21 protein-coding genes are annotated in these 26,393 nt (G+C 70.4%); 12 read left to right on the top strand and 9 right to left on the bottom strand.

The window, feature by feature from the left end; translation table 11 throughout:
- Positions 1-873: 873 nt before the first annotated feature.
- The gene (locus F8M74_RS38635) at positions 874-1,494 is read right to left on the bottom strand and encodes a hypothetical protein (protein ID WP_306441940.1); all 621 of its coding nucleotides are present in this window, start codon (positions 1,492-1,494) and stop codon (positions 874-876) included.
- A gap of 138 nt (positions 1,495-1,632) precedes the next feature.
- Here F8M74_RS38635 and F8M74_RS08895 point away from each other — a divergent pair, with 138 nt between their 5' ends.
- Genes F8M74_RS08895 through F8M74_RS08885 form a run of 3 tightly spaced genes read left to right on the top strand, consistent with a single transcriptional unit; the run spans position 1,633 to position 3,232 of the window.
- A complete protein-coding gene (locus F8M74_RS08895; protein WP_141254915.1) occupies positions 1,633-1,857 on the top strand; it encodes a hypothetical protein in 225 nt (74 codons plus the stop codon).
- Positions 1,858-1,903: 46 nt separating this feature from the next.
- Positions 1,904-2,665 (top strand): hypothetical protein, encoded by a 762-nt coding sequence (locus tag F8M74_RS08890; RefSeq protein ID WP_141254916.1) that lies wholly within the window; start codon positions 1,904-1,906, stop codon positions 2,663-2,665.
- A 3-nt stretch (positions 2,666-2,668) separates the two neighbouring features.
- Positions 2,669-3,232 (top strand): hypothetical protein, encoded by a 564-nt coding sequence (locus tag F8M74_RS08885; RefSeq protein ID WP_090485852.1) that lies wholly within the window; start codon positions 2,669-2,671, stop codon positions 3,230-3,232.
- A 3-nt stretch (positions 3,233-3,235) separates the two neighbouring features.
- On the opposite strand, the gene F8M74_RS08880 is transcribed toward F8M74_RS08885, so the two are convergent.
- From F8M74_RS08880 to F8M74_RS08860, 5 genes are all read right to left on the bottom strand, one after another.
- Positions 3,236-4,033, bottom strand: a complete 798-nt coding sequence (locus F8M74_RS08880; protein WP_141254917.1) for a hypothetical protein — start codon at positions 4,031-4,033, stop codon at positions 3,236-3,238.
- A complete protein-coding gene (locus F8M74_RS08875) occupies positions 4,030-4,980 on the bottom strand; it encodes a hypothetical protein (protein ID WP_171410275.1) in 951 nt (316 codons plus the stop codon). Before F8M74_RS08875 ends, F8M74_RS08880 begins: the two co-directional genes overlap by 4 nt.
- Before the next feature lies 1 nt (position 4,981).
- Positions 4,982-6,520 (bottom strand): pilus assembly protein, encoded by a 1,539-nt coding sequence (locus F8M74_RS08870; protein WP_141254919.1) that lies wholly within the window; start codon positions 6,518-6,520, stop codon positions 4,982-4,984.
- Complete coding sequence (locus F8M74_RS08865) at positions 6,499-7,308, bottom strand: TadE/TadG family type IV pilus assembly protein (protein ID WP_141254920.1); 810 nt, start codon at positions 7,306-7,308, stop codon at positions 6,499-6,501. Before F8M74_RS08865 ends, F8M74_RS08870 begins: the two co-directional genes overlap by 22 nt.
- Positions 7,309-7,454: 146 nt before the next feature.
- Positions 7,455-10,508 (bottom strand): helicase-related protein, encoded by a 3,054-nt coding sequence (locus F8M74_RS08860; RefSeq protein ID WP_171410276.1) that lies wholly within the window; start codon positions 10,506-10,508, stop codon positions 7,455-7,457.
- 230 nt (positions 10,509-10,738) lie between these two features.
- On the opposite strand from F8M74_RS08860, the gene F8M74_RS08855 reads away from it, so the two are divergent.
- The 8 genes from F8M74_RS08855 to F8M74_RS08820 all read left to right on the top strand — a co-directional run bounded on the left by F8M74_RS08855 (position 10,739) and on the right by F8M74_RS08820 (position 22,199).
- A complete protein-coding gene (locus F8M74_RS08855; protein WP_141254922.1) occupies positions 10,739-12,583 on the top strand; it encodes an ATP-binding protein in 1,845 nt (614 codons plus the stop codon).
- 225 nt (positions 12,584-12,808) lie between these two features.
- Positions 12,809-14,704: a cytochrome C gene (locus F8M74_RS08850; RefSeq protein ID WP_141254923.1), complete on the top strand. Its 1,896-nt coding sequence runs from the start codon at positions 12,809-12,811 to the stop codon at positions 14,702-14,704.
- A gap of 29 nt (positions 14,705-14,733) precedes the next feature.
- The gene (locus F8M74_RS08845) at positions 14,734-15,894 is read left to right on the top strand and encodes an FIST signal transduction protein (protein WP_141254924.1); all 1,161 of its coding nucleotides are present in this window, start codon (positions 14,734-14,736) and stop codon (positions 15,892-15,894) included.
- A 3-nt stretch (positions 15,895-15,897) separates the two neighbouring features.
- On the top strand, positions 15,898-18,843 hold the full coding sequence (locus F8M74_RS08840; RefSeq protein WP_141254925.1) for a response regulator: 2,946 nt from the start codon (positions 15,898-15,900) through the stop codon (positions 18,841-18,843).
- On the top strand, positions 18,836-19,246 hold the full coding sequence (locus F8M74_RS08835) for a response regulator (protein ID WP_002637883.1): 411 nt from the start codon (positions 18,836-18,838) through the stop codon (positions 19,244-19,246). Before F8M74_RS08840 ends, F8M74_RS08835 begins: the two co-directional genes overlap by 8 nt.
- A gap of 86 nt (positions 19,247-19,332) precedes the next feature.
- A complete protein-coding gene (locus tag F8M74_RS08830; RefSeq protein ID WP_141254926.1) occupies positions 19,333-20,181 on the top strand; it encodes a tryptophan 2,3-dioxygenase family protein in 849 nt (282 codons plus the stop codon).
- Positions 20,178-21,212 carry a methyltransferase gene (locus tag F8M74_RS08825; protein ID WP_141254927.1) on the top strand — a complete coding sequence of 345 codons (1,035 nt, stop codon included), beginning with the start codon at positions 20,178-20,180 and terminating at the stop codon, positions 21,210-21,212. Before F8M74_RS08830 ends, F8M74_RS08825 begins: the two co-directional genes overlap by 4 nt.
- Positions 21,213-21,410: 198 nt before the next feature.
- Entirely contained in the window at positions 21,411-22,199 is a 789-nt protein-coding gene (locus tag F8M74_RS08820; RefSeq protein WP_228560165.1) for a dienelactone hydrolase family protein, read from the top strand.
- 177 nt (positions 22,200-22,376) lie between these two features.
- Here the strand turns inward: F8M74_RS08820 and F8M74_RS08815 are convergent, their stop codons facing one another.
- On the bottom strand, positions 22,377-23,039 hold the full coding sequence (locus F8M74_RS08815) for a response regulator transcription factor (protein WP_141254929.1): 663 nt from the start codon (positions 23,037-23,039) through the stop codon (positions 22,377-22,379).
- Between the two features lie 150 nt (positions 23,040-23,189).
- Between F8M74_RS08815 and F8M74_RS08810 the strand changes: the two genes are divergently transcribed.
- Positions 23,190-23,597 carry a response regulator gene (locus F8M74_RS08810; RefSeq protein WP_026114312.1) on the top strand — a complete coding sequence of 136 codons (408 nt, stop codon included), beginning with the start codon at positions 23,190-23,192 and terminating at the stop codon, positions 23,595-23,597.
- A 13-nt stretch (positions 23,598-23,610) separates the two neighbouring features.
- Here F8M74_RS08810 and F8M74_RS08805 read toward each other — a convergent pair whose 3' ends face one another.
- Positions 23,611-24,915: an AarF/ABC1/UbiB kinase family protein gene (locus F8M74_RS08805; protein ID WP_141254930.1), complete on the bottom strand. Its 1,305-nt coding sequence runs from the start codon at positions 24,913-24,915 to the stop codon at positions 23,611-23,613.
- A gap of 76 nt (positions 24,916-24,991) precedes the next feature.
- A complete protein-coding gene (locus tag F8M74_RS08800) occupies positions 24,992-26,044 on the bottom strand; it encodes a serine/threonine-protein kinase (protein WP_141254931.1) in 1,053 nt (350 codons plus the stop codon).
- Between the last annotated feature and the right edge of the window lie 349 nt (positions 26,045-26,393).

Here is a 26,393-nt window from a genome sequence, read left to right as displayed (position 1 = left end):
CACAGTGTTCGTGTGGTGCTTCACATTGGGTCCCCTGCTGGAGGGGATGGCCGGGGTGTCGCACGCATTCCAGGCGGCCGGGCCATTCGCCGCGCTGGTGGCGCTGGCGCTGGCGCTGGAGGTGCCGCTGCTGTCCCTGGCGCTGGTCGGCTCCGGCATGGACCGGCGGGTGCCCTTGTCCGCGATGCTGGGACTGGCCACCTTGCCGTGGATGCTGGGGTTGATGGGCACCGAGGTCCTGATGGACCGGGTGCTGGTCTCCCTGCCCCGGCTGGACACGGTGGAGGCGGGCCTGGTGCTGGCGACCAGCACGGGAGAGGCCATGGCGCCGCGGCTGCTGGGCGCCTGGACGAGCACCTCGCTACTGCTGGGACTGGCGCTGGGACTGGCGCTGGCGCACTTCGGCCCCACGGGCTTCCGGGAGGCCGCGGGCTCCCGCAACCGCGGACTGCTGCTGGCCAGCGGCGTCTCCGCGTCCCTGGCCTCGGTGGCCATGGTGGGCGCGCTCGAGGCCCGCCACCTGCTGAGCTTCCTCACCAGCCTGGCGCGGATGCCGGACGCGGAGCGCTCGGAGCTGATTGCCACGGGGCTCGCCGCGACGGCGAACCTGCGCGCGCTGCGGTGGACGTGCACCGGGGTGCTGGCGGTGCTGGGACTGACGCTGATGGCCCGGCGCGCCGGAGAAGACGCCCACACGCCGCTGGGCTGGTCCGCCCGGCTGGTGCCCGCCACCGCGGTGGCCGTGCTGCTGGTGCTGGATGCGCACCCGGTGAGCTCCGCCACGGAACACGCGCCGGTGGCCATTCCCGCCGAACACGGCGAGAGCCCCTCGGGGAGCATGCCGCAGCCGCCCTCCGGCGACGTGAGCCCCGCTCAGCCCATGAAGATGAACGCCAGCATCCCGAACCCCACCAGCAACCCCAGGGCGAGCACCAGCACCATCGTCAGGCCCTCACCGGGCCGCACCACCGGAGGCGTGACCTCCTCCACCACCGCCACCGAAGCGGGCGGCACGTCGAAGACGGCGGCCTGAGCCGTCGTCACGACTGGCGCCTCCACGGCGGGCAGCGTGGGCTCCGAGGGACGGGTCAGGCCGCCCTTCATCTCCAGGCCCTCGCGTGCCAGCGCCAGCACCCGCTGCATGTGGAGCAGGTAGCGGTCCTGTCCCGTGTACGTGCCCATGGCGAGCGCGGCGCGCATCAGCCGCTGCGGCACGAGCTCCGGGTCCGTCTGGACCACCGCCGCGGCCGTGGGCTTGCCGCCGCCGCGCTCCAGGTAGCCGGTGCGCACGCCCTCACCGCTGGCCCACACGTAGTGGTCCTCCAGCAGCGTGAGTTCCTGCCGGCGCACGCGCCCCTCTGAATCCACCAGGGACATCAGCTCCGCGCCGTCCGGGCACAAGTGCCAGACGGTGCGCAGCCCATTCTCGCCGGGCGGGCCTTCCACCGCGTGGACGCGATAGAGCGCCTGCACCGCGGTCTTCAACGTTTCCACGGAGGTTTCTGCCATTTGTGAACGGAGACTAGGTGCGAAGGTCCCGAAACGGAAGACGACCCGCTGCTCGTCTGCCTGGCAGCCCCGCTCCTCTCGCACCCGGAGCCTCCCTACTGTTCACACCAGGAGGATTGAGCCATGCCCATCACCCTTCCTGATGAGCCCATCGAGACGCCCTTCGAGGTCCCCGCCAACCGCCCCGAGGTCACTGACGAACCCACCGACGCCTTCATGAAGGCGCAGGTGAGCTGGGATGGCTGGGCCGCGCACGGAGGCGGCCACGTCCCGGAAGACTACGCGTGGACCTCCAATCCCAAGGAGCACCAGGACGAACTGATGGGCGAATGGCCCGGAGAGTCATGAAGCCGCGTGCGCCCGCCCGCCCGCTGTGCTTAGCGTGCCTGCCCACATGAGCCGCTCCCGCGACAGAGGTGATGACTTCCAACGCCACTTCGAGGGCGCCCAGACGCTCGACGGCCTGCTGGACCTGGCCGGCAGCGGGCTGGACAGCGCCCAGGTCCTCGAACGCATGCGGGACGCCCGCGCCGAAGGCACGCCGCCCAGCGACGTCATCCCCGCGCTGTTCGACGAGGAGCCGCGCTTCCCCTCCCCCGAAATCGCCCGGCGCCTGTACCAGAACCTGCTGGGCCTCTGGGATTTGGTGGCGGAGGGAAAGCACGTGCGGCTGGAAGACGAGGCCCGCCCGCCTCGCCCGAAGAAGGTGAAGGCCTCCGCGCCCGCGCCCTTCCACCCGGGGACGCCCACGGGCGAATTCGTGGAGGCCGCCTGGCGTTACCTGGAGGACGACGAGAAGACGCGAACGCGCTTCACCCATGCCTTCGAAAACCGGCAGGACGCGCTGCTGGGCGCGCTTGACGCGGCGGCGCTCACGGACGAAGGATATGGCGTCGCCCGCCACCTGCTCCTCGAGCTGTACGCCATGCTGGAGTTGGGCTGGCCGCCGGGACTCACGTCCATCAAGCCGGCGGTGTTGGAGGCGGACACGGATGCCCCGCCAGTGCCTCAGCCGCTGAAGGACTACGCGGACGAGGCGCTCTTCGAGGCGGAGCAGGACGAGGAGCAGCCCCTGTCCTCCCAGGAACTGGAGGTGGTGCGGCGCCTCGTCCATCGCGGACTGGCGGCGCTGTGGGGCGCTCGCAAGGAGAGATGAAGGATGGCCAAGGACAGGGACGACAACGGCGGCGGCGGCTTCTCCGGCAAGCGCAACAAGAGCTGGCGCGAAATCGACGCGGGGCGCGGCAAGGGCAGCAAGTACGCCTCCCGCCAGGACGACCCCGCGCAGCAGAAGCTGGAGCGCAGCGCGAGCTACCAGAAGTACAAGGCCGCCGCGGACGCGCTCTTCACCGGCGGCGAGCTGCCTGAAGGGCTGGCGAAGACGTTCGACCCCGAAGGCAAGCGCAAGGCCCAGAAGCAGGCCATGCAGAAAGTCACCGAGTCCGAGACGCGCGCCGACTGGGTGAAGGCCGTGGTGGACTACCTGGAGAAGTACCCGGAGCTGCCCGAGGACGCGTACTTCCTCGACAGCCTGCTGGACCACCCGCGCGAGCGCATCGTCGACAAGGCGCTGGCGAAGCTGGAGGTGCTCGGGGAGGAAGGCAAGCTGAAGACCAAGGTGCCGCAGAGCCTGGACCAGCGCCTGAAGTCCGTCGAGCTGACGAGCATGGATCCAGACATGCAGGGCCGCGCCAAGGCGCTGCGCGAGAAGCTGCGCGCCTGAGCTTCAGCGCACGACGGCGGCGGGCCCGGGCGGCGGTGGCACGCTCCGTCCGCCGCGATACACCAGCACCACGGCCCGCTGATTCCCCTCGCCCGGCTCGTGCACCACGCGCAGCTCCTCGCCCGCGCGCACGTAGAAGGACGTCTCCCCTTCCTCCAGCCTCCAGCCCGCGCGCGTGAGCGCCTGGCTGTAGAAGGCGTCCACTGCCTCGCCAGACATGGGGACATGGAAGGCGAGCGTGCGTGAGCTCTCGCTGTTGACGCGCAGCACCTGGCTGGCCTGGGGCGGCATGGGCGCGAAGTCCCCCGCCGCCGCCGGGTCCCTGCGCAGGGCGTGATTGGCCTCACCGAGGTATATCATCGTGGTGCGGTCCGGCTGCGGCTGGAAGATGACGGTGTAGGTGATGCCCCGGTGGCCGTCGATGGCGGTGAGCATCACCGCGCCGCTGGCGAGCTGCGGCTGCTCATGGCCCGGTGGCAGGTGCAGGCCCGCCTGGATGAAGGCGTCCGCGAAGCGCTGTACCAGGTCATCCATCCGCTCCTTCGCGTGCACGGCGCGCAGCGCGACGGGGATGCCCCCTGCCTCGACGATTTCGTTCGACTCGACGGTGTCGATGACCTGCACGCGGGGCCAGGCGAAGCGCGGCCGCGCGGGAGCCTCGGGCTGCGCCGGGGACGCGGCGGGTGCCTTGCTCGCCGAGCCCTGTGCGGCCACGGGTGCCTTCGCCGCCGTGCCCTGGGCCACCACCGGCGCCGCGCCGAGCAGACACGCCGTGACGAGCAGCCCCCGGCGCCACCTCACCGCGGAACCCCGAGCCAGTGATTCGCCCGGCCCACGTTGTGCGAGCGGATGTTGGGCGCGTCGAAGGGCGTCACCTCCCAGCGCGCCTGACCTCCAGCGTGCGTGGAACCGAGGTTCTCCTCGTAGTTGTCCTCCTCGCCGCGGAAGCTCATGAAGAACTGGTCCTCGTTGACGCCGGCCGCGCCGGTCAGCGCCGCCAGCGCGGAGCCGGCGTTGCCACCCGCACCATTGGCCCGGTACACGCGTTGCGCCCACTCGTAGTAGTCCGGATTGGCGCAACGGCGCGCGCCGTTGATGTTGAGCGCGCAGGCCCGGCCCTCCTCCACGCCGCCCAGCCCCCAGTCATCCAGCAGCATGCCGAAGCGCGCCGTGCAGCGGCCACCCGAGGCGCGCCCGGCGGCACACACCGTGAAGGCATCGGCGGCCCGGCGCTGGGACACCTTGAAGAACCCCTCCCGGCCATTCTCCAGATAGCGGCCAATCCGGACGCCGCGAATGCTCGAGGACGCGGTGCACCCCATGCCCTGCGTCCCCATGGCGATGGTGCCGGCCAGGTCCGGGTCGGCATCCGCCATGGAGAGGCCGCGCACGGTGCCCGGCAGCTCCGGGCGGCAATCCACCTGGATGGGCTGTGCGCGGGCAATGGCCTGCTGGACGGCCACGCCCGTGCGGCCCATGCGCTGACGCCCGTCGAAGTCCGCGTAGCGGCCATTGGCCTCCGCCTCGGCGGCGAGCACCGTGCCCCGTCGGCCCCACTCGTTGTCCTGCGGGTCGTGCATCACCCGGCCGGTGGCGTTCCACATCGCGAAGTTGGCGGCCTCCTGCACCTTGAGCGTCAGCGCGCCCACCTCGGCGAAGTAGATGCCGAACAGCAGGATGGTGACGAACACCATCACCCCCAGCGCCGTCTCCACCAGCGACTGGCCTCGTGCATGGCGAACGCGCATGTCAGTAGCCCCTGTCGCCGGGGCCACCGCCCCGGTAGCCCACGGAGTGCAGCTCTCGCAGCGCCCGCGCGTGCCCGGAGAAGCCGGCGGCGGACAGGCTGTCCGCGGGCCGGTCATCCCGGGAGCCCTCCGCGCTCACCAGCGTGGCGCGCCAGAAGGGGTTGAGGAAGTTGGGAGGCTCGCGCCAGCCGCCGCCCTGCGACGCGGGCCGGGGCCGGTGGTAGTAGACCATGCCGGCGGAGAGGGCCACCTGGTTGCGGTGCACGTCCTCGCGGCCCGTGGGGCGGATGCGGCCCAGCGGACTGCTGTTGTCGAACTCTGTTTCGGTCCCCGCGAAGCGGAAGCGGAAGAAGAGGTTCCACGGGTCCGGACGGGCCTGGCGCTCCGCGCTCGCGTAGTCCCGGTACAGCATGCTGTACAGCTTGGGCTGGCCGTAGTGGTTGGACGCACCCGCGTGCAGTTCGTCCACGTTGTAGCCAACGGAGTAGGGCCAGATGCCGGGGCACACCACGCACGCGCCCAGCGTGTGCGTCTCGTAGGTGGGCTTCCCGTCCTCCGGCGCCTGGCCCGGGGGCAGGCGCGCGCCGTAGACGTGCTGGTCCTCGTGCGTCTGCTCCTCGTCGGACATCACCCACGCATCCGTCGCGATGGGTGGAAGCGTCGGCGCTCGGGTGCAGCGCGTGGGGATGACGACGCGCCCGTGGTCATGCGCCGTCGAGTTGCGACCCGACACGGTGTGGTACGTCGCGGGGTCCATCTGCGACACCGAGCCGTAGCGGCGAAAGCTGGTGGAGATGGCGGCGCCGCCGGTGCCGAAACCGGCGGTGCCTCCCGGACGGTTGTGGACCCACGTCCACCCCATGCTCCCCATGGTGGCGTTGAGCGCGGGGGTGCCGCCGCCCGAAGGGCAGAGCGCTCCGTCCCCCACGCCGCAGCCATAGGTGCCCGCCTTGATGGACTGGATGACGGCGTCGCGCTCCGGGACGTCGTTGCCACCATTGAGCTCGGAGAAGCTCTTGGCCGCGCCAGCGGGCGGCGCGCGGAGCTCCGGGTTGACCGCCTGCGCGACACGCCGGGTGAGCTCCTGCTCCGCGATGTGCTCGCTCAGGAGCTTGCCGTAGATGTTGAGCCCGGCCTGGAACAGGTTGCCGGCCCGGCCCTGGAGCTGCCGCACCTGCGTGGCGGCGGCCGCGTCCGCGGCGAACCACAGCGGCGGCGGGATGGAGCCGGGGCAGGCCACGTCGTGCGCCGCGTATTCCTGGCTGCTGTGACTGATGAGCGACTGGGTGCCGGCCATGGCCACCATGTGCGCCACCTGGGCGCGGTTCATCACCGAGATGGCGTTGAAGGCGCGCGCCGTGGCCACCGCCTGGCTGTAGGCGGCCGCGTCCGCGGCCATCTGTATTTCGACGCGCTCCTTGGCGCGCATGCCGAAGCCCAGCGTCATCAGCACCATCAACGTCAGCAGCAGCAGCGTCAGCGCGAACAGCACCAGCGCCTGGCCTCGCCGCGAGTGCCTCACGAGCCGTGGAGATTGCACGCGGGACCTCCCATGAAGTACTCGGACATGACGGGCGTCATCATTCGCATGGCCGCGTTGACCTGGATGGGGAACACGAAGTGTCCCTCGTCGCTCCAGCGCACCATGCGCGTGCCCAAATCACCGCCGGGCCAGCCGTCGCGCCCCAGCGTGGCGCTCGTCTCGCCCCACCACGCGGAGCGGCGCTGCACCGGCATCAGCGGGTTGGCCGCCGTGTAGCGCCGGAGCCGGAAGTGGGCCAGCAGCATGCGGCTCATCACCCAGTTCGCGAAGGGGACGCGCATGTAGTACCAGGCCACCATGCGTATCTCCAACGTGCGGGCCCGAAGCGCCGCCGCGTTGTCCGTGGGCTGATCAAAGAGCAGGTCCTCGCCCCCCGTCAGCTCCTGCGCCCAGCCGGCATCCGGCGACTCCCGGACGATTTCAATCAACGGCTCGTTGAAGTCGCGCCCGTAGGAGCTGCGCACCCGGAATTGATTGTGACGGCGGGGGGAAAAGGCCGCCGCCAGGGTTTCCGCGCTGTCCGTGCGCGCCACCGTGGGCAGCATGGTCACCATCGCCGCGTGCATCATCGGCAGGCAGTTGCCGTGGTTGATGCTGCCCGCGCGCACCGCCCGGTATGCCGCCACCTGCGCCAGGATGCGGGCCTGGAGCATCATGAAGAGCTGCAGTGTCCCCAGGACAAGGAACACCACCAGCGGAAGGGTCAGCGCCGCTTCCACCGCGGCCTGTCCCGACTGACGTCGTGTGCGTGGGGTGCCTCGGTGGATCATGCGAGCCTCCACCATCCTATTTCTCGTTGATTGAGGAATCGGTCAAATGGCCCGCCATCCTGAAAACGCGCGATTTCACTGGGAGAACAAAATCAGCAATTCCTGAAGTCCCAGCAACACTACATCACGCGTCAACAGGCGGACATTGGACAGGGGCGCCTTCAGCGGTTGAGGACGAAGCCGCAGGCGGAGTCGAGCACCACCTTGGCACCCGCCAGCGCGTCCAGCAATCGGGCGTAGTGGGTGCGCTCCGCATCCAGTTGCGCCTCCACGGCCTCGGTGGAGAGGCCCTGGTGTCCCAGGGACAGGCGCAGGCGGGCCACGGCGGCGTCGCGCTCGGCTTCAATGGCCTTGCGCGCCCGGGTGGCCAGCTTCGCCAGCTCCGCCTCGGCGGCCTTCTGGCCCACGGGCACCGCCGCGTCCACGAAGTCCGCGAAGCCGGGGAAGGCAAGCGACACCTCATCGCCCTTGAGCGACTTCCCTTCCTTCTCCAACGCGGGCAGCAGCGCGGTGTCGGCCTTGGGGCCGCCGGCGCCGTCCACCACGGCCACGTGCAGCAGCGTGCGTTCCAGGAAGCGCGCCAGCTGGCGGCTGGGCACCCGGGCGCCTGGGGACGTGTCCTCTGACTCCGGCAACTGGGCGTGGAAGAGCAACTCCACGCCGCGTCCCTTCTGGGGTCCACGCCGCTCGATGAAGCGGAAGGCGCTGCGCCCGTAAGGGCCGTCACGCAGGAAGCCGAAGAGCGCCTCCACCAGCGGGTGGCCGGTGGCGAAGTACTCCAGCTCCTCCGCCTCCACCGCGGTGTCGCGCCAGAAGGTGCCCAGCTGCGTGCGGTCCTCCATCACGTCGATGCCCGGCAGTCCGTCCACCTTCAGCGCGTGGCCAAACTGGAAGGCGACCTGGAAAGCCTCCACCTGCTCGTCGGTGTCCACGCCGATACCCACCCGGCGCGCCAGCTCCGTCACCGTCTCCTCCAGCCGCTCGTCCAGGTCGCGCGCGATGCCCCACAGGCCATCCTCCACGCCGGACGCCTCCGCCTCGCCGTCCTCGTCCTCCTCGTCGGCCTCGATGCCCATGCGCTCCTGGGCCCGCTTCACCAGGCGCTCCACCGCGGGCCGGTCGAAGCTGCGCACGTCCAGGAGCGGGTCATAGGCGCGCTTCACCTGAGCGCGCGCCGCCTCCACGCGGGCCTTCAGCTCCTGCGCGTAGGCCATGCGGGCCTCGCGCGGCATCAGCGCCAGCTCGGCCAGCCGCGCCTCCACCTCTTCCAGCACCGCGTCCAGGCCGCCCACCGTCTCGCCGAAGACGCCCACCGCGTCCGCCAGCAGCATCAGCACGTCGGAGGCCAGCGTGCCCGCCGGGTCGAAGACGTGAATCTCCACCGGGTGCGCCTGGCCGATGCGGTCCAGGCGGCCAATGCGCTGCTCCACCGTGGCCGGGCTCCAAGGCAGGTCGTAGTGCACCAGGTGGTGCGCGAACTGGAAGTTGCGGCCCTCGCCGCCGACTTCGGTGCACAGCAACACCTTGGGCCCTTCCGGGTCACGGAAGCGCGCCACCTGCCGGTCGCGCTCCACCAGGGGCAAGTCACCGTGGTAGCCCAGCGCCTCCACGCCCTCGCGGCCCAGCTCGGACTGGAGCGCGTCCAGCGTGTCGCGGCTCTCCGTGAAGACGAGCACCTTCGCCGCCGGCTCCGACTTCCAGACGCCGCGCAGCACGCCCAGGAAGGCGCCGAACTTCGCGTCGCGCGACGGCAACCGCAGCGCGTCCGCATGCCCCTTGAACACGGGGTTGGCGCGCACCGCGCCCGCGAAGGCGGCGGGGCTGGACTCCAGCCGGCGCAGCACGTTGCCCAGCGGCGCGCCGCGCAGGCTGGCCCCGGCGAGCACCGCCAGCGCGGCGTCGCGGACCTTCAGCTCCTCGGCGGGCAGTGTCACCGGGTGGCGGTGCAGCCGGCGCGTGGAGAAGCCGCCCACCACCGCGCGGCGGTTGCGCACCAGCCGGTCACTGAGGCTGTACGTCTCCGACAGGTGTTGCAGCAGCGCGTCGCGGTCCTTCAGCGAAGACAGCTTCGCGTCCTCGGGGAAGCGCTTCGCCAGCGCCTGCACCGCGGCGGACGGCTTGCCGCCCTCCATCAGCGCGCGCACCGCGGCGGACAGCTCCTCCTGACGCTTGAGGCGCTCCTCGAAGCCCGCGACGGAGGGCGCCGTGGCCGCGTCGATGAGGGTGAGCAGGCCGTGGTACTCCGCCGGGTCCAACTGCATGGGCGTGGCGGTGAGCAGCAACAGGCCCCACGTGTTCTTCGCCAGCACCTGCGCGGCCTCGAAGGCGCGCTCGCCCTTGAGGTGGTGCGCCTCGTCGATGATGACCAGGTCCCAGAAGGCGTCCTCGCCAGCCAGCGCGCGGCGGTGCTCCTCGCTGCGCTGGAGCAACTCCAGGCTGGTCACCACCAGTGGGAAGCGCGCCCAGGGAGATACCTCCGGCGCTTCCTTCAGGGACTGCGCGTAGCGGTCCGAATCCATCAGCGTGAAGAGCTGGTTGAACTTGTGGAACAGCTCCACCAGCCACTGCACGGTGAGGTGGCTGGGCGCCACCACCAGGCAGCGACGCGCCAGTCCGGACAGGCGCAGCGCGCTGAACACCATGCCCGCCTCAATCGTCTTGCCCAGGCCCACCTCGTCCGCCAGCACGAAGCGCGGACGGCTGGCGGACAACACGCGCTGCACCACGCCCACCTGGTGCGGCTTCACCATGATGCGGCTGGCCAGCAGCGCGCCCAGCGCGTCGCAGCGGCGCTCGTCGTCCAACACCAGCGCCTGCTTGCGCAGCGTGAAGGCCCGCGCCTCGCCCACGCGGCCCTCGCGCAGGGTGGTCAGCAGGTCGGAGCGGGGCGGCAGCGCGCGCAGCGAGGACTCGGGGAGCTCGTCCTCCTCGTCGTTCTCCACGTAGCGCAGCACGTAGCGGCGCAGGCCGCGCGCCCCCGGCTCCTCGCGCACCACCAGCGCCAGGCGGCCCTTGTAGGTGATGACCGGCTCGCCTGGAGGCAGCGGGTACTGCACCAGGGCTCCACCCTTGGTGGACACCAGCACCGGGGCGTCTTCCCGAGCGGGAAAGGCGACGAGCGCCTTGGCGCCCTCTTCCTGCAGCGACAACAGATGCCCCACACCCCATTCGGGCTGCGGGAGGTAACGGACCTTCGAACCTTCGACTAGAGACATGGAGCGTCCGCTCATAACCCCCTGTCCGGACGAAGGCCATTCCATGACGGCCTCCCGTGACGGACTTTCGTCGGACGAAGCGCCCTCCGGAGGCCCGCACCGCGCCGCCCGAGCGCCCCTGGGGTGGACCCACCCCGTCCACCAGGACGATGTCTTCCAGCAGGCAGTCTGGGTGATGCTTTCCTCACCGACGGCACGCCCGGAAGGGTGCCTTGGGGGGGAGTCACCACATGATGCGCCGTTGGACGTTCGCCCAGCGAGTGAGCGCCGGCCTGTCCGCCTGCCTGTTCGCCGGGTTGCTGCTGCTCGCGACGCTGCTGTCCGCCGTCTACGCGCAAGCCAGCATGCCCCCGGGCCACGGCGCCCAGCCCCAGGCCGTCCTGGCGGGGCTGCTGGGTCTGGCCTGCGTGGCGGCGCTGGGCTTCGTGCTCCACCGCGCGCTGGCGCCGCTGCATGCGCGCCACCAATCCAGCGAGCAGCACCTGCAGCTCCTCATGGACGGAGTGACGGACTATGCGCTGTGCTTCCTGGACCGGCACGGCCGGGTGACGGCGTGGAACGCGGGCGCCGAGCGCCTCACGGGCTGGTCCGAGGTGGAGCTCGCCGGACGCGACGCGGACCGCATCTATCCGGTGGACGAGGTGGCCGCGGGCGTGCCCCGCGCGCACCGCGAGCGGGCCGCGCGCGAGGGGCGCCTGCTGGCGGAGGGCTGGCGGGTGCGCCGCGATGGCAGCCGCTTCTGGGCGGAGATGTTGCTCACCGCGCTGTACGACGCGCACGGGCGGCTGCGCGGCTTCGTGAAGGTGACGCGAGACATCACCGAGCGCCGCCGGATGGAGCGGGCCCAGGCGCTCTTCGCGGAAGCCGGCCGCGTGCTCCAGCCGCTGTCAGGCGCGCGCGAAGTGGGCGAGGCCCTCACCCGGCTGTGCGTGCCCGAAGTGGCCGACGCCTGCATCCTCTTCCTCCCCTCCGAGGACGGCACGGTGCGTCCGCACGCGGTGGCCTGCGAGGACATCGCCGCCACCCACCGCATGTGGGAGCCGCTGCTGCGCTGTCCAGAGGATGGCGAGGTGGGCCCCTCCCGCGTGGTGCGCACGGGCCGCAGCGAGCTGCTTCCGGAGCTGGACGGCGCCCGTCTCCCGCCGGCGCTGGAAGGCAGCGCACACGGAGAGCTGCTGTGCGCGCTGGGCGTGACGTCCGCCCTCACGGTGCCGCTGGCGGTGGGCTCCCGCGTGCTGGGCGCGCTGTGCCTGCTGTCCACCGGCACGCACCGCCGCTTCGGCGAGGTGGATCGGGCCTTCATGGAGGAGCTGGCGGCGCGCGCCGCGCTCGCGCTCGACAACGCCCGGCTGCTGGCGCAGGCGAAGGACGCGCTGGAGCTCATCGGCATCGCCGCGCATGACCTGGGCAACCCACTCAGCTCGCTCCAGTTGCGGCTGCGGCGCCTGTCCATGCAGAGCGCCGGCACCTCCGACATGCGGATGCGCGATGGCCTGGCCGGAGCCGAGGGCGAAACGCTGCGCCTGGGCCGGCTGGTGCACAACCTCCTGGACCTGTCCCGCCTGTCGGCGGGCCGCATGGTGCTGGACACGGAGCCGCTGGACCTGGCGCACCTGGTGCGCGAGGTGGTGGAGCGCCACCGCGATCAGGCCAGCGCCGCGGGCTGCGCCCTCAGCATCCGCGTGGAGGAAGGCGCCACCGGCCAGTGGGACCGGCAGCGCCTGGACCGCGTCGTCACCAACCTGCTGAGCAACGCCCTCAAGTTCGGCCGCGGCCACCCCGTGGAGCTGCGCGTCCAGGCTGACACCCACTGCGTCCGCTTCGCCATCCGGGACGGCGGCATCGGCATTGGTGTGGAAGCACAGCAGCGCCTGTTCCACCGATTCCAGCGCGTCCATGCCGGCGGGCAGCACCCCGGCACCGGTTTGGGGCTCTACATCGTCCACCAACTCGTCGAGGCCCACGGGGGCACCATCCACGTCCAGAGCAGAAACGGAGAAGGCTCGGAATTCACAATTGAGCTTCCTCGCAGGACAAACAAGGAATCCTGCTCAATGAATGAAGTGCAGGTATGACCTTGTGGGTGAGATGGCCCTGCGGGGCAGGCATTCATCTCCTTGAAAACACAGCAGGTTTGACTCCAGACGGATTGTTTTCCCAGAAGTTGAACAAATCTGTTGGTTGCAGATAATCTTCGTACGGCTAAAAAGGCCCGAACCGGGGAAACCCGGAATTGGGAGAGGCCCGGCCCACACCGCCCCACAGGCGACGGGTTACACGGCCCACTGGCCCCAGACGCCATGGCGGCGTCGGCTTTTACACGTACGAGGAGTTGCACCATGGGTGGACTTGGAGCCCCCCGGGCCCTGCTCGCGTCGCTCGCAGGGCTGATGCTCGCCTGCGGCGGACAGGATGCCCCGGACGCAGCCTCGCTGGACACGCAGGCGCCGGACACGGTCTCGGTGGCGACAAGCGCACTGGAGACAAGCTCGCTGGACACGCGGTCCGCGGAGAAGACGCTCCTGGACGCGGATCCCCAGTCGCTGCTCGGTGGCTGGCCCTGGCCTGGCAACAAGACGCCCGCGGTGGCGCTGGCGCTCGAGGTGAAGAACGGCGTGGGACAGCCGCTGCGCATGCGCGAGGGCTCCACCTTCTTCATCAACCAGATTGATATCCGCACCTTCGTCACCTCCACCCGGGACGAGGGCCTGCGCAACCTCATCGCCCAGAGCGACTTCGGCGGCCTGGGCTGGTGGGGCGTGCGTCAGGTGGACCAGGAGTCCATCGGCGCCCCGGGGCCCTACACCCGCCGCCGCTTCTTCCGGAACGCGGCGTGGATGGACCTGCCCAGCCACTTCATCGTGGAACCGGTGGACTCGCGCGGCCGGCTCACCGGCGTCCCCATCCTGCTCAACGCGGGCACCGAGCATCAGCGCCGGGCGGGCATGGATGACTTCTTCATCCGCCGCTTCCGCGGCATCCAGACGGCCTCCGGCTGCGCCACGCCCGACGACTGCTCGGCATCCACCCAGTTCGAGGAAGAGGCCATCCTGGAGCTGCGCAACGCGTACGAGCACGCCCAGCGCCAGACGCTCACGCTGCGCTCCGACACCCGCACGCTGCGCCTGCGCTGGAGCCTGCGTCCGGCCGCGCCCTACGAAATCCCCGTGGAGCAGGTGCGCGACGCGCGCTACACCTACGGCTTCCGCATTGGCGTGGAGGCCCTCACCCCGCCTCGCCCGGACGGCACCTATGCCCCCGGCACGGAAATCAGCTTCCAGCTCACCCTGCGGGACGGCGCGGGCAACCGGCTCCACGACAAGGGGTACCTGCCGCCCTACAACGAAGTGGCCCCCGACGGCACCGACTCCGGGCTGCAGTACTACCGGGCCTTCTTCGACGCGACGACCACCTACTACCGGCGCAAGCACCGCGAGCGCATGCTGATGACGCAAATCATCGGGCCGGCGCAGAACATCCAGCCCATCCGCTCCATCGTCCCGCTGGAGGCGTTCCTGGACCCCGAAGTGGACGAGCAGGTGGTCGCCACGCCCGAGCGCGACGGCGTCTTCTCCCAGTTCGCCACCCTGCCCTTCGCCAACGTCCTCTTCGGCGGCGCCTTCATCGACCCGAACCTCTGGAACCAACCCAACACGGACACCTGGCAGTTCAAGCTGCCGGACAACGCGGCCCCCGGCACCTACCTGGTGACGGTGAAGGGCCGCCGCGTGTACCTGGGCGAGGACCTCCCCGGGTCGACGACCATTGAAATCCAGGTGGGGACCCCGCAGCGCACCCAGCCCAAGCACACCACCGGCCCCTGCACCTCCTGCCACAGCAAGGGCGGTGAGCTGGGCGTGGTGCTGCACGCCAACGACAACCGCGCCGCGTGCGCCGGATGCCACGCCCCGCTCGCCTTCGAGCTGGAGGGCCCCATCTTCGTGCGCACCCACTTCATCCACTCGCGGTCCAACCGCTTTGACGCACCGCTCCAACAGTGCTCGTCATGCCACCTGACGAAGGAGAGCATCCAGCGCACCAGCAAGGCCGCCTGCCTGTCCTGTCACAAGAGCTATCCTGACAGTCACGTGGCGCAATTCGGACCCATCGAGAGCATGTATGTGGGGGGCGGCGCTGAGTCTTTCCAGCAGTGCACCGGCGCCTGTCATACTCGGCACCCAGGAAGCGGCCTCTAACCCCCGCTCGCGTACCTCGGAGTTCCTCCATGGCTCAGGTCAAGATGCAGACGGCTCGCACCACGTTGAGGGAGCCAGATGCCGCCGCGGAGGACCTCCTGAGTCAGCTGGGCAGCGACACGCCCCGCCTGGTGACGATGTTCGCCTCGCGGGAGCGTGACCAGCACGCGCTCAACCGCGCCGTGCGTCAGCGGCTGCCGGCGGACACGCGCCTGATTGGCGCCACCACCGCGGGCGAGCTGGACAACACCGGCATCCACGAGGGCAGCGTGGTGATGAGCGCCCTCTTCGGTGACTTCGAGGTGGGCCTGGGCCTGGGCACCGGCCTGTCCGTGGACGCCATCAGCGCGGGCGCAGCCTCCATCAAGCGCGCGTGCGAGGACCTGGGCGTGCGGCAGCAGGACCTGGACCCGCGCCGGTTCGTCGGCCTCGTGATTGACGACGGCTTCCGCTACAAGAAGGAAGAGCTGCTGCTCGGCATCCTGGAGAAGTGCCAGACGCTGGTGCTGGTGGGCGGCGGCGCCAGCGACGCCAACCGCGACCCGGCCAAGCAGTCCGCCATGGTGCACGTGGATGGCGAGGTCGCCACCGACGCGGTGCTGGTGGCCCTCTTCAAGACGAACGCGCCCTGGGCCGCGCTCCGCTCCCATTGGTACGTGCCCACCGGTGAGAAGCTCACCATCACCAAGGTGGATGAAAGCCACACCCGCGCGCTCGAAATCGACGGGCACCCGGCGGCCAGGCGCTACGCGGAAATCCTGGGCGTGGGCGTGGAGGAGCTGGAGTTCGGCACGCCCCGGGGCTTCGCCGTGCGCCCCACCGCGCTGCGCGTGGGCCGGGAGTACTTCATCCGCGCCGCCTGGAGCCCGCAGGAGGATGGCTCCATCCTCTTCGCCAACCTGCTGGAGGAAGGCACCGAGCTGGAGCTGATGAAGCTGGGGGACATGGCCGGCATGACGCGCAGCTTCTTCACCGACGAGGTACCCCGCAGGGTCCAGAACCCCCAGGCCGCCCTGCTTTTTCACTGTGGTGGACGCATGTGGTACGCCAGCGCCACCAACACCGCGCAGCAACTGGCGGAAACGCTGAAGGCCGCGCCAACCGCCGCTGGGATGAACGTGCACTTCGAAATCTATTCGGGGTTCCACATCAACACCACGCTGACCGCGCTGGTCTTCGGGGCGAACTGAGCCATGGCCTCCTCGCAGCCTCCCTCTGACTCTCCGGCGGACAATGCGTCGCTCCTGCTCGTAGCCGGCGAGCGTGAGTGCCAACGCGTGGAGGAAGCCCTCCATCACGCGGGCGTGACGGTGGTGACGGAGCGCGCCACCACGGCGGCCGCGGCGGAGGCCGCGCTGTCACGCACGTGGGGCCTGGTGCTGTGCGGCTCGGAAGTCCCCGACATGGGCTTCGCCGAGGTCCAGTCGCTGTGGAGCAAGCACGGCAAGGAGCTGCCCTTCGTGGTGCTGTCGCGCGACTGGTGCGAGGCCACGCTGGAGGCCAGCGTGCGCGCCGGAGCGCTCGACTACATCACCGAGGACCGCTTCAGCCGTCTGGCGCCCGTGGTGCAGCGCGAGCTGCGGATGACGGCGGACCGCCGCCGCCACACCGCCACCGCGGTGCAATTGGAGCGCACCAACTACTTGATGGAGAACATCATCGACGCGATTCCGTTCGTCCTCTTCGTGAAGGACGCGGACACGCGCCGGCTGGTGGTGGCCAACAAGACGTTCGCGGACGCCTTCCGCGTCACCAAGGAATGGCTGCTGGGGAAGCTGGACCACGACTACTTCCCCAAGGAGCAGGCCGAGTCGTTCATCGCCATCGACACGGAGATTCTCGAATCCAAGCAGATGAAGTCCTTCGAGGAGGTGGCCCGCGCCGACGGCGTGGACCGCATCTTCGCCACGCGCAAGCTGCCCCTGCTCGACGAGCACGGCGTGGCCCGCTACGTGATGGGCGTCACCGAGGACATCACCGAGCGCAAGCAGCACGAAGAGATGCTGCGCGCGTCCAAGGCGGAGCTGGAGGCGGCCAACAAGCAGCTGGCCGCCAGCCTGGAGGAGATCAAGCGCACCCGCGCCGTGTCCGCCCGCTCGCTGGCGTCCTACCAGCAGCGCGCGCTGCAGATGGAAATCATCCGTCAGCAGAACGAGGACCTGGACCGGCTGGCCCAGGAGCTGGCGGTGGCCAAGCGCAACGAGGAGGAGCGCGCCCGGGAAGCCGAAGCCGCCGCCCGCCTCAAGAGCGAGTTCCTGGCCAACTTCAGCCACGAAATCCGCACCCCGCTCAACGGCATCATCGGCTACTGCGACCTGCTGATGCGCGAGGAGGGCCAACGGCTGACGGCGCACGGCCGCCGCGACCTCAACGTCGTGAAGACGAACGCCAAGACGCTGCTGGCGCTCATCAACGACATCCTGGACCTGTCCAAGATTGAGTCCGGCCGCGTGGAGGTCGTCACCGAGCAGGTGGACGTGCAGGAGCTGGCCGAGGAGTGCCTGGCCACGGTGAAGGAGTACCTCAAGGGCAAGGACGTGGCCCTCACCACCAACATCGCCCCGTCCGCCCGCATACTCCGCTCGGACGCGCTGAAGCTGCGGCAGATCATGCTCAACCTCCTGAGCAACGCCGCCAAGTTCACCGACGCGGGCGAGGTGTCGCTGAACCTGGTGCCCGCGGGCAGCGAAGTCATCATGACGGTGGAGGACACCGGCGTCGGAATCCCCTCCGACGAGCTGCCCTTCATCTTCGAGAAGTTCCGCCAGGTGGACGGCTCCACCACGCGCAAGGTGGGCGGCACCGGACTGGGGCTGGCCATCGTCCGCGAGCTGTCCCGCGTGCTGGGCGGCAATGTCACCGTGACGTCCACGCTGGGCCGCGGCACCACCTTCACGGTGCGCCTGCCCACCACGCTGGAGACGCCGGACAACGGCGGCGGGCCGCACCTGGAGCGCGGCGTGCCCGTGTCGGAAGTGGCCCAGCACGTGGGCACCATGGCCCAGCCGGGCAGCACGGTGCTGGTGGTGGACGACGACCCGCTCATCCAGCAGTTGGTGGCCGGACAGCTGGAGCCCGCCGGCTTCAAGGTGGTGGTGGCCGAGGACGGCATCGCCGCCCTCAAGCGGGCCCGCGAGCTGCGGCCCCAGGCCATCCTCCTGGACATCCACCTGCCCAAGCTGGACGGCTGGTCGGTGCTCAGCCAGCTCAAGAGCGAGCCCTCGCTGGCCGGCATCCCCGTCATCCTCATCTCCGTGGAGGAGCAGCGCGCGCGCGGCTTCTCCCTGGGCGCGTGCGAGTACCTCGTCAAACCGGTGGAGCCGGACCGGTTGGTGGAGGTGGTGCAGCGCAGCCTCCACCAGGCCCCCGGCGCCACCACCAGCGTGGGTGAAGTGCTGGTGGTGGACGACGATTCGGCCACCCGCGAGCTGGTCAGCCGCAACCTGCGCCGCGCCGGCTTCTCCACCTCCGAGGCCCGCAGCGGCGAGGACGCCCTGCTCAAGGCGCGCGTGTCCCCGCCCGCCCTGGTGGTGCTGGATTTGATGATGCCCAACCTGGACGGCTTCGAGGTCCTGCGCCGGCTGCGCGCGGAGAAGCTCCAGGTGCCCGTGGTGGTGCTCACCGGCAAGACGCTCTCCGCGGAGGAAGAGGCCCTCTTGCGTGACGGCTTCGCCGGCTTCGTGAAGAAGGGCGGCCACGCGCTGGAGGACGTCATCGCCCAGGCCAAGGGCCTGCTGCTGTCCCAGCGCGCCGCCAGCGCCGGCAAGCTGGCCCGCATCCTCTATGTGGAGGACAGCGCGCAGAACCGCGACATCGTCCGCCGCTACCTCAACGGCCACTTCGAAGTCATCGAAGCGGAGGACGGCGAGCACGGCTTGGAGCGCGCCATCCGCGACGCCCCGGACCTCATCCTGATGGACCTGTCGCTTCCCCGCCTGGACGGCTGGGAAGTCACCCGCAGGTTGCGAGCCCTACCCGCCGCGGCCACTGTTCCCGTCATCGCGGTGACGGCACACGCGGGGCGGGAGTACCAGGACAAGGCACACGCGGCCGGCTGCACCGCGTACCTCACCAAGCCCCTTGATCGTGACCAGTTGCTCGAGATGATTCGAAAGCATCTAGGGAGAACCCATGTCTGAAGAAAAAGCGCGCGTCCTGGTGGTGGACGACGACCCGGACCTGCTCGACCTCGTACAGCGCTCGCTGAGCGCATACGGCTTCGAGGTGCTCACGCACACCTCCGCGCTGGGTGTCTCCAACCTCGTCCGCTCGGTGGAGCCGGACTTCGTCCTCATCGACGTGAACTTCCCCGCCCTCAAGGGCGACAAGGTCGTCAACCTGGCGCGCCAGTACGCGCTGCCGAAGACGAAGTTCATCCTCTATTCAGCATCCGACGAATCGAAGCTGCGCTCACTGGCGCTCGCGTCCGGTGCGGACGGATATATCTCTAAAAGCGTGCAGGGCGAGGAGTTGGCCCAGCGCCTGCGCGCCTTCCACCTGAAGCCCCGGCCGCCCACCCCGACGCCCGCTCCCGCCACCTGAACGCCGGATGACATGCCCGCGGGTACCGTTGGGACGGTGCCCGCGATTCCACACCTTCCGAGCTACCCCCCACTCAGGAGGGCCGCATGAGCGCGTCCATTAATTACAGTCACGCTGAAAGACTACGACTCGAACTGGCAGAGCCCCTCTTCAACCCCCTCTTGAAGAAGTGGGTGGGCAAGGGCGAGCTCGATTACGAGGTCTACCTCAAGACACCCACGCTGCTGTCGCTGCAGGCGCCGGACGGCGAGCGCGTCGCCCACGACGAGCTGATGTTCCAGGTGGTGCACCAGGCGCAGGAGCTCTGGCTGAAGCTGGCCTCGCGCGAGGCGGTGGAAGTCGTGGCCGAGCTGGACCGGGACGCGCTGTGGGCCGCCTCGTCGCGGCTGGAGCGCATCTGCCGGGTGCTCCAGGCGGTGAAGCAGGAGCTGGCCATCCTGGAGACGATGACGCCGGACACCTACCAGGTCATCCGGCGCAGCCTGGGCAACGGCAGCGGCCAGGAGTCCCCCGGCTACAACATGCTGCGGCGGGTGGCGCAGGGGCTGGAAGGCGCCCTGGACCGACTGCTCGCGCGGCGCGGGCTGGCGCTGGCGTCCGTGTACACCGCGGGTGGCCCGGACGACTTGAAGCGAATCTGCGAGCAGTTGGTGGACATGGACGAGGCCTTCCAGGGCTGGCTCCATGCCCACTTCCAGTTGGTGCGCCGCACCATCGGCGTGGACCGCTCCGTGAAGGCGCTGGATGGACTGCCCACGCAGGTGCTCGCGGCGCGGATGACGCTGCCGCTGTTCCGCCAGCTCTGGGACGTGCGGCTGGAGCTGACGTCCGGGTGGCAACGCGAGGGCGGCATCGCGCCGGGCGCCAACCGGGCCCCTCCAGGCGGCGGCTGCCCCATGGCGCACGCAGCCAGGATGCAGGTGGAACAGCCATGAAGGGGGAGGCCACGGCCCTGGCCACCACTCCTCGCGCATTGCTCCATCTGCTGTACAACGGCGCCCGCGCCGTGGACGTGTTGAGGGCCTCCATGGACCTGGGGCTGCTGGACGCCCTGGAGCCGGGCCCCGTCACCCTGGGAGAACTGGCGGCGCGGCACCAGCTGGTGCCCGTGCGGCTCTACAAGCTGCTCGATTGCCTGGAGAGCCTGGGGCTGGTGCGGCGCGAGCAGCCCACCGACGCATTGGAGTCCGCGCGCTACCAGGCCATCCCCGGCCTGCGCGCGGCCGCCCAGGCCGTGCTGGGCCCGCAGTCCCTGGAGAAGGACCGGGAGCGCTACGCCTGGCACGAGCTGCACGGGCAACTGCCCCAGGTGCTACGCGGTGAGCGCTCCATGCCCCCCGCCGCCTTCGACTGGCCTCCGCGCACCGCCGAGCAGGTGGCGGGCTTCGAGGCCAGCATGGCCGCGGGCCTGCCCCCCATCCTGGAGACATTCCGCGCCCACCGCGACCGGCTCTGGGAGCGCGGCGGCCGCGTGCTCGACGTGGGCGGTGGTGACGGCACGCTGGCCTCCCACCTGGCGAGCGAGCACCCGGGCCTTCACGTGGACGTGTTCAACCTGCCCGCCACCGAGCCGCTGGTGGCGCGCACCCGCGAGCGCTTCGGCCTCTCCCCCGAGCGCCTGGGCTTCCAGAGCGGAGACTTCCTCCGGGAACCGCTGCCCGGCGGCTACGACACGCTCTGCTTCGTGCGGGTGCTGCATGACTGGCCCGCGGACACGGCGCGCGCGCTGCTCGTGGCCGCGCGCGACGCGCTCCCACCCGGCGGCCGCGTCCTCATCTGCGAGGAGTTCCGCACCCCGGAGCGGCTGGCGGCCCAGTTCTTCTGGTCCTACTTCCTCATGGGCGTGGACACCTGCGTGAGCCGCCTGCGCGAGGTGGAGCACTACCTGCGCGTGCTGGACGAGACGGGTTTCAAGGACGCCGAAGTCCTGCCCGGCCCCTTCGAACTCATCCTGGCCCACCGGTAAAAACGACAGGACCCCACAGGTGGGGCCACCTGTTTGTCCCCCAAGTGTCACCGGCCCCACCGCACCGCGCCAGGGAAGCGCTGGTAGAATGGGCGCACCCCGTGTCCGATGAAACCCTGGCACGGCCTCTGCAGTGTTCCAGTCCGTAGCGCGTGTAGCACGGCAGCGACGCAGTCCGACAAAGAGGAGGGACTCCGCATGAAGAAGCAGGGTTCACGCAGGTCGGATGAAGGCTCGGAGAAGGCGGTCCGCGGGCTGGTGACACAGCCGCAAGGCACGGGAGGCTGGACGCCGCCCGCCGCGGACGGAGAGGTCCGCATCCCCGTGGAGGAAGGGGTGGAGTTGAGGGGCCTGCTCCAGGTGCCTCCGGGCGCCACTGGCGTGGTGGTGATGGTCCGGGGCCACGGAAGCAGCCGCCGCGGCGCCACGGACCTGGAAGTCGCCCGGCTGCTGCAGAACGAGGGGCTGGCCACCCTGGCGGTGGACCTGCTGACGGCGGCGGAAGAGGAGGCCTGCCGCGAGCGGGACCTGCGCTTCAACCTGGGCCTCTTCGGCGGACGCCTGGCGGGCGTGGCGCGCTGGCTGCGGCGCGCGCCTCGCACCAGCGCCCTGCGCATCGGCTACTTCGGGGCGTACACGGGCGCGGCCGCGGCCCTGGCCGCCGCGGCGATGCGGCCGGAGGCGGTGGACGCGGTGGTGTGCCGGGGCGGACGCCTGGCGCAGCCGGGGGCGACGCTGGCCCGGGTGCGCGCGCCCACCCTGCTCATCGTCGGCGCGGAGGACACGTCCGCGCAGGAGGCCCACCGTCGCACCTACGCCGCGATGACGACGGAGAAGCGCCTGGAGGTCATCCCCGGCGCCACGCACCGCTTCGAGGAGCCCGGCACGCTGACGCAGATGGTGGACCTGGCGTGCATCTGGTTCCTCCAGCACCTGGGCGCGCCGCGCTGGGATTCCCTGCCCGCGCCGCGCGCCGCCGGGAGCTGAAGCACCGGCTTTCCACATGGCGGGCCAGGGCAGCCAGCAACGCTGCCCTGGCCCCCAGCGGGCGCCCTGGCGTGGGGGGAAAGGCGCGAGCGCGCCTGACGCCCAGGCACCTCGACGGTGCCACCAGTCGTGGCGCGCTCCCAGTGGCCGGCGGTCTGACGCGCAAGCCCTCCGGACTCAGAGGCTTGCCGGGCGCTGCACACCCAACTGGCACCCGAGGACCGCCAGCTGCGTGCGGTTCTCCGAGCCCACCTTCTTGTAGATGGCGGTGATGTGCGCCTTCACCGTGCGCTCGGTGATGCCCAGGCATGCGGCGATCCTCAGGTTGTCCGCGCCCGCGGCGATGTAGCCCAGCACCTCGCGCTCACGCGGCGTCAGCCGGCCCAGCTCGCCCCGCGGCGACGCCTCCGGCCGGGGCCACGCCAGCCCCGTGGACAGCAGCCGCTCGCCACGCACCACCCGCTCCACCGCCTCCACCACCTCCGCGCAGCCCACGTTCTGCTTCCACAGGTAGCCGGCCGCGCCCGCCTGGAGGCATTGCTCCACCACCTCCGCCTCGCGGTGGCCCGACAGCACCAGCGGCTTCACCGCCGGGAAGAAGTCATGCAGACACTGGAGCGCCGACATCCCGCTGGTGGGCGCCTCCCACCCCGGCAGCTCCAGGCGCAGGTCCACCAGCGCGACATGGGGCAGCGTCTCGCGCACACGCGCGAAGAACGGCGCGGGCTCCCCGAAGTCCGCCACCACGTCCATGCCCGCGCCTTCCAGCACAGCCACCAGGGCCTCCCGGAAGACCTGCTGGTCCTCCAGGATGGCCACCCGGATGCGTTCCGATTCCATGGCCCTTCCACCCTCCCCCGTTCGTCCCCTGCGATTCAACCCCGCTAAGGGGATTCCCTCATGTGGGGGGCGACAGGGAATGACGTCTGGAGGATACTTGCCCCGTCAGGAAGCACCCGCAGTGCCATCCGCACGCTGAAGGGGGAAGCCATGCCGGAGACGAAGATTCGCGTCCTCATCGTGGACGATGACCAGGACCAGCTCTCCCTCGTGGAGCGCACCCTCTCCGCCTTCGGCTTCGACGTCCGCACCCACCGCTCCTCCCTGGGCGTGTCCAACCTGGTGCGCACCACCCAGCCGGACCTGGTGTTGCTGGACGTGAACATCCCCGCGCTCAGCGGCGACAAGGTGCTCACGCTCGCGCGCGGTCAGGCGCCCAAGGGCACGAAGTTCATCCTCTACTCCGCGTCGGACGAATCCCAGCTGCGCGCCCTGGCGCGCGCCTCGGGCGCAGACGGCTACATCTGCAAGAGCGTGCAGGGCGAGGAGCTGGCCCAGCGGCTGGAAGCGCTCCACCTCAAGCCCGCGGCTTCGGAAGCCGTGCAGGCCGCGCGTTAGCGCGGCGCCGGCCTCACGCGGGCAGGTCCGTCACTTCCAGGAAGACCGCGCGGAAGTCCCCCCGCGCGCCGATGAGCCTCAGATTCTGAGCCAGCCCACCGGTGGAGCGGAAGAACATCATCGCCTCCGGTGGCGGCCTGATTTTCAGGAAGCGCGGCGCGTTGCGCGAGAAGTGGTGGCGCATGTCGCGGTTGATTTCGCAGACCGCGTAGTCGTAGTCCGGCAGGCGCATGGGCCGCCCGGCGATGCGCAGCACCTCGGTGATGAGGTCCTCGGCCTCCTCGTCCGGAAGCTCCACGGTGAAGCCCACCTCCCGGCTCAGGCTCAGGATGTCCAACGGCTCCATGCGCATCGTCTGCCGGAGCATGCGCTGGTTGACGTCCACGAAGCGCGGGGAGAAGCGCTTGATGGAGCCGAAGTCCAGCAAGCCCAGCCGCCCGTCCGGCATCACCATGAAGTTGCCCGGGTGCGGGTCCGCGTGGATTTCGCCCGCGCTGAAGAAGGGCCCGTAGGTGGCGAGGATGAGCTGGCGCGCCACGCGGAAGCGCGCCTCGTTGGAGGGATTCGTCGGCAGCCAGTCCTTGAGGGTGAGCCCCTCCAGCAGCTCCAGCGTCAGCACCCGCTTCGCGCTGTGGCTGGAGATGACGGCGGGCACACACAGCTCCGGCAGCTTCGCCACGCTGCGCGCGAAGCCCTCGGCCAGCTCGGCCTCGCGGTGGTAGTCCAACTCCAGCAACATCTCGTCGCGGAACTCCTGGAAGTAGGCGCCTGCATCGGACACGCGCAGCACCGTCGACGCCGTCTTCGCCACGATGCCCAGGTTCGCCATGTCGTTGGCCAGGGACACGTCGATGCCGGGGTATTGCACCTTCACCGCCACCGCCCGGCCGTCCTCCATCACCGCGCGGTGCACCTGCCCCAGCGACGCGGCCGCCAACGGCTCCTCGCTGAACTCGCGGAAGAGCGACTCTGGCGGCGCGCCCAGCTCCGCCTGGACCACGCGCGACACCTGCGCGTAGGACATGGAGGGCGCCTGGTTCTGCAGCCGCGCCAGCACCTGCCGCACCTCGGGGGTGAGCAGGTCCGGGTCCATGGAGATGGCCTGCCCCATCTTCATGGCGGCCCCCTTGAGCTCGCCCAGGGTGGAGACCAGCTTCTCCGCGGCCTCCTTGCTGAGCAGGTCGGGCGTGCTCCCGGACAGGCGCTTCGCGCCGCTCTTGAGCACATCCGTGCCCACCTGTACGGAGAGGCCTGCCAGCTTGCGCAGGCGGTTGAAGCGGCCCTGGGGAGGAAGCTTGTCGTCGGGGTCGGAGGCCATGGGAGCTGAAGTGGATTAACGAGGAGGGCCCCGCCAGACGCAAGGCATGACGCCCCGCCGAGACAGCCAGGCCGCCCTACCTGGAGGCGGGCGCGGCCCCCGGCGGCCCCCGGAGCGTGTACCAACTGGGAAGCCGCTCCAGCTCCAGGGCCTCTGGATGCGCCACGCCGTCGTCGAGCGCCACCGACGCCTGCAAGGCCGCGCGCAGCTCGGCCGCACTGGCATAACGGTCCCCCGGGCGGCGCGCCATGGCCTTGAGCAGCACGCGTGACAGCGCCGACGGGATGCCCGCCGGTAGCGGTAGCGATGGCACCTCCCGAGCGTGGCCATGAAGCGGCTCATCCGCCGCGTGCCCGCGCGAGGACAGCCGGCCCGCGACAAGCAGCGCGCCCAGCACGCCCACGGCGAAGAGGTCCGCGGCCACCGGCAGGTCGGCGGCGCCGTCGGCGGGAGGGAGCAACCCGGCGATGCCGAAGTCCAGCAGCTTCACGTGCTGGCGGCCATTCGCGTCGGGGATGAGGAAGATGCTGGTGGGATTGAGACTGCCGTGGGCGATGCCGTGCGCATGCGCGGCGCCCAGCGCGTCACACACCTGGGTGAGCAGGTCCACCACCAGCGCGGACGCCAGCGGCCCCTTCGCGAAGGCGGTCAGGCTCTGTCCCTCCAGGTACTCCCTGACGAGGTAGGGACGCCCGTCGCGAATGCCCAGGTCGTAGAGCGAGACGATGTGCGCGTGCTGGATGAGCGTCAGCGTGCGCGCCGCCTGAAGGAACCGAGCGACCTGCGCCGGGTCCTGCGTCACGTGCGTGTGAAGCACCTGGATGGCCACGCGCTTCTGGATGAGCGCGTGCTCCGCGAGCAGCACGACGCCCAGGCTTCCCCGGCCCAGCTCGCGCAGCAGCCGGAAGTGGCCCACCTGCTGTCCCACCAGCGAGGCCGCCGAGGACGGGAACGGGGCCTCCCTCGCGGGCGACACCATGAAGGATGGCGGACACCCCATGGACACACGACGCGCGCCCGCCCGGGCCGGACACTCGCAGGCCCCCCCGTGCGCGGGGACACAGCCACACGTGGACCGGAAGGTCTGGGTGAACACGGGAACGGAGGTGGTGACGTCCGACCGGGACATGATGCCAACGTCCTTCGCGCGACAGGCGCCCCGCTCCGGCCAGCAGCCAGTGGGCCCACGCACGAGCCAGCGCGAAATGGGTTTCGGAAGATGTGACAGTGCCCGTTCGGAACGCGCGCCCTGGCGCTCCGATGTCCCCCTCCTTGAGCTGAAACCCTAACGCCGTCACGGCGCGTTTCGCGACGCACTTCGGAACGTGCGTCGAACGCGCAACGACCGCTCTGTTGGGCGGAGCACGCACGCCTCGCGGGACCTCCATGGTGGACGTCGCGCCACCGCCTGAAGCCTCGGCAAGTGTGCTGCGCTCAACGCGCGTCCGCGCCCGTGAGCCGAGCGCGGCGGACCTCCC

The organism is Myxococcus sp. CA023, assembly GCF_010998615.1.
Lineage (GTDB): Bacteria > Myxococcota > Myxococcia > Myxococcales > Myxococcaceae > Myxococcus.
This window is presented reverse-complemented; position numbering and strand designations above follow the sequence as displayed.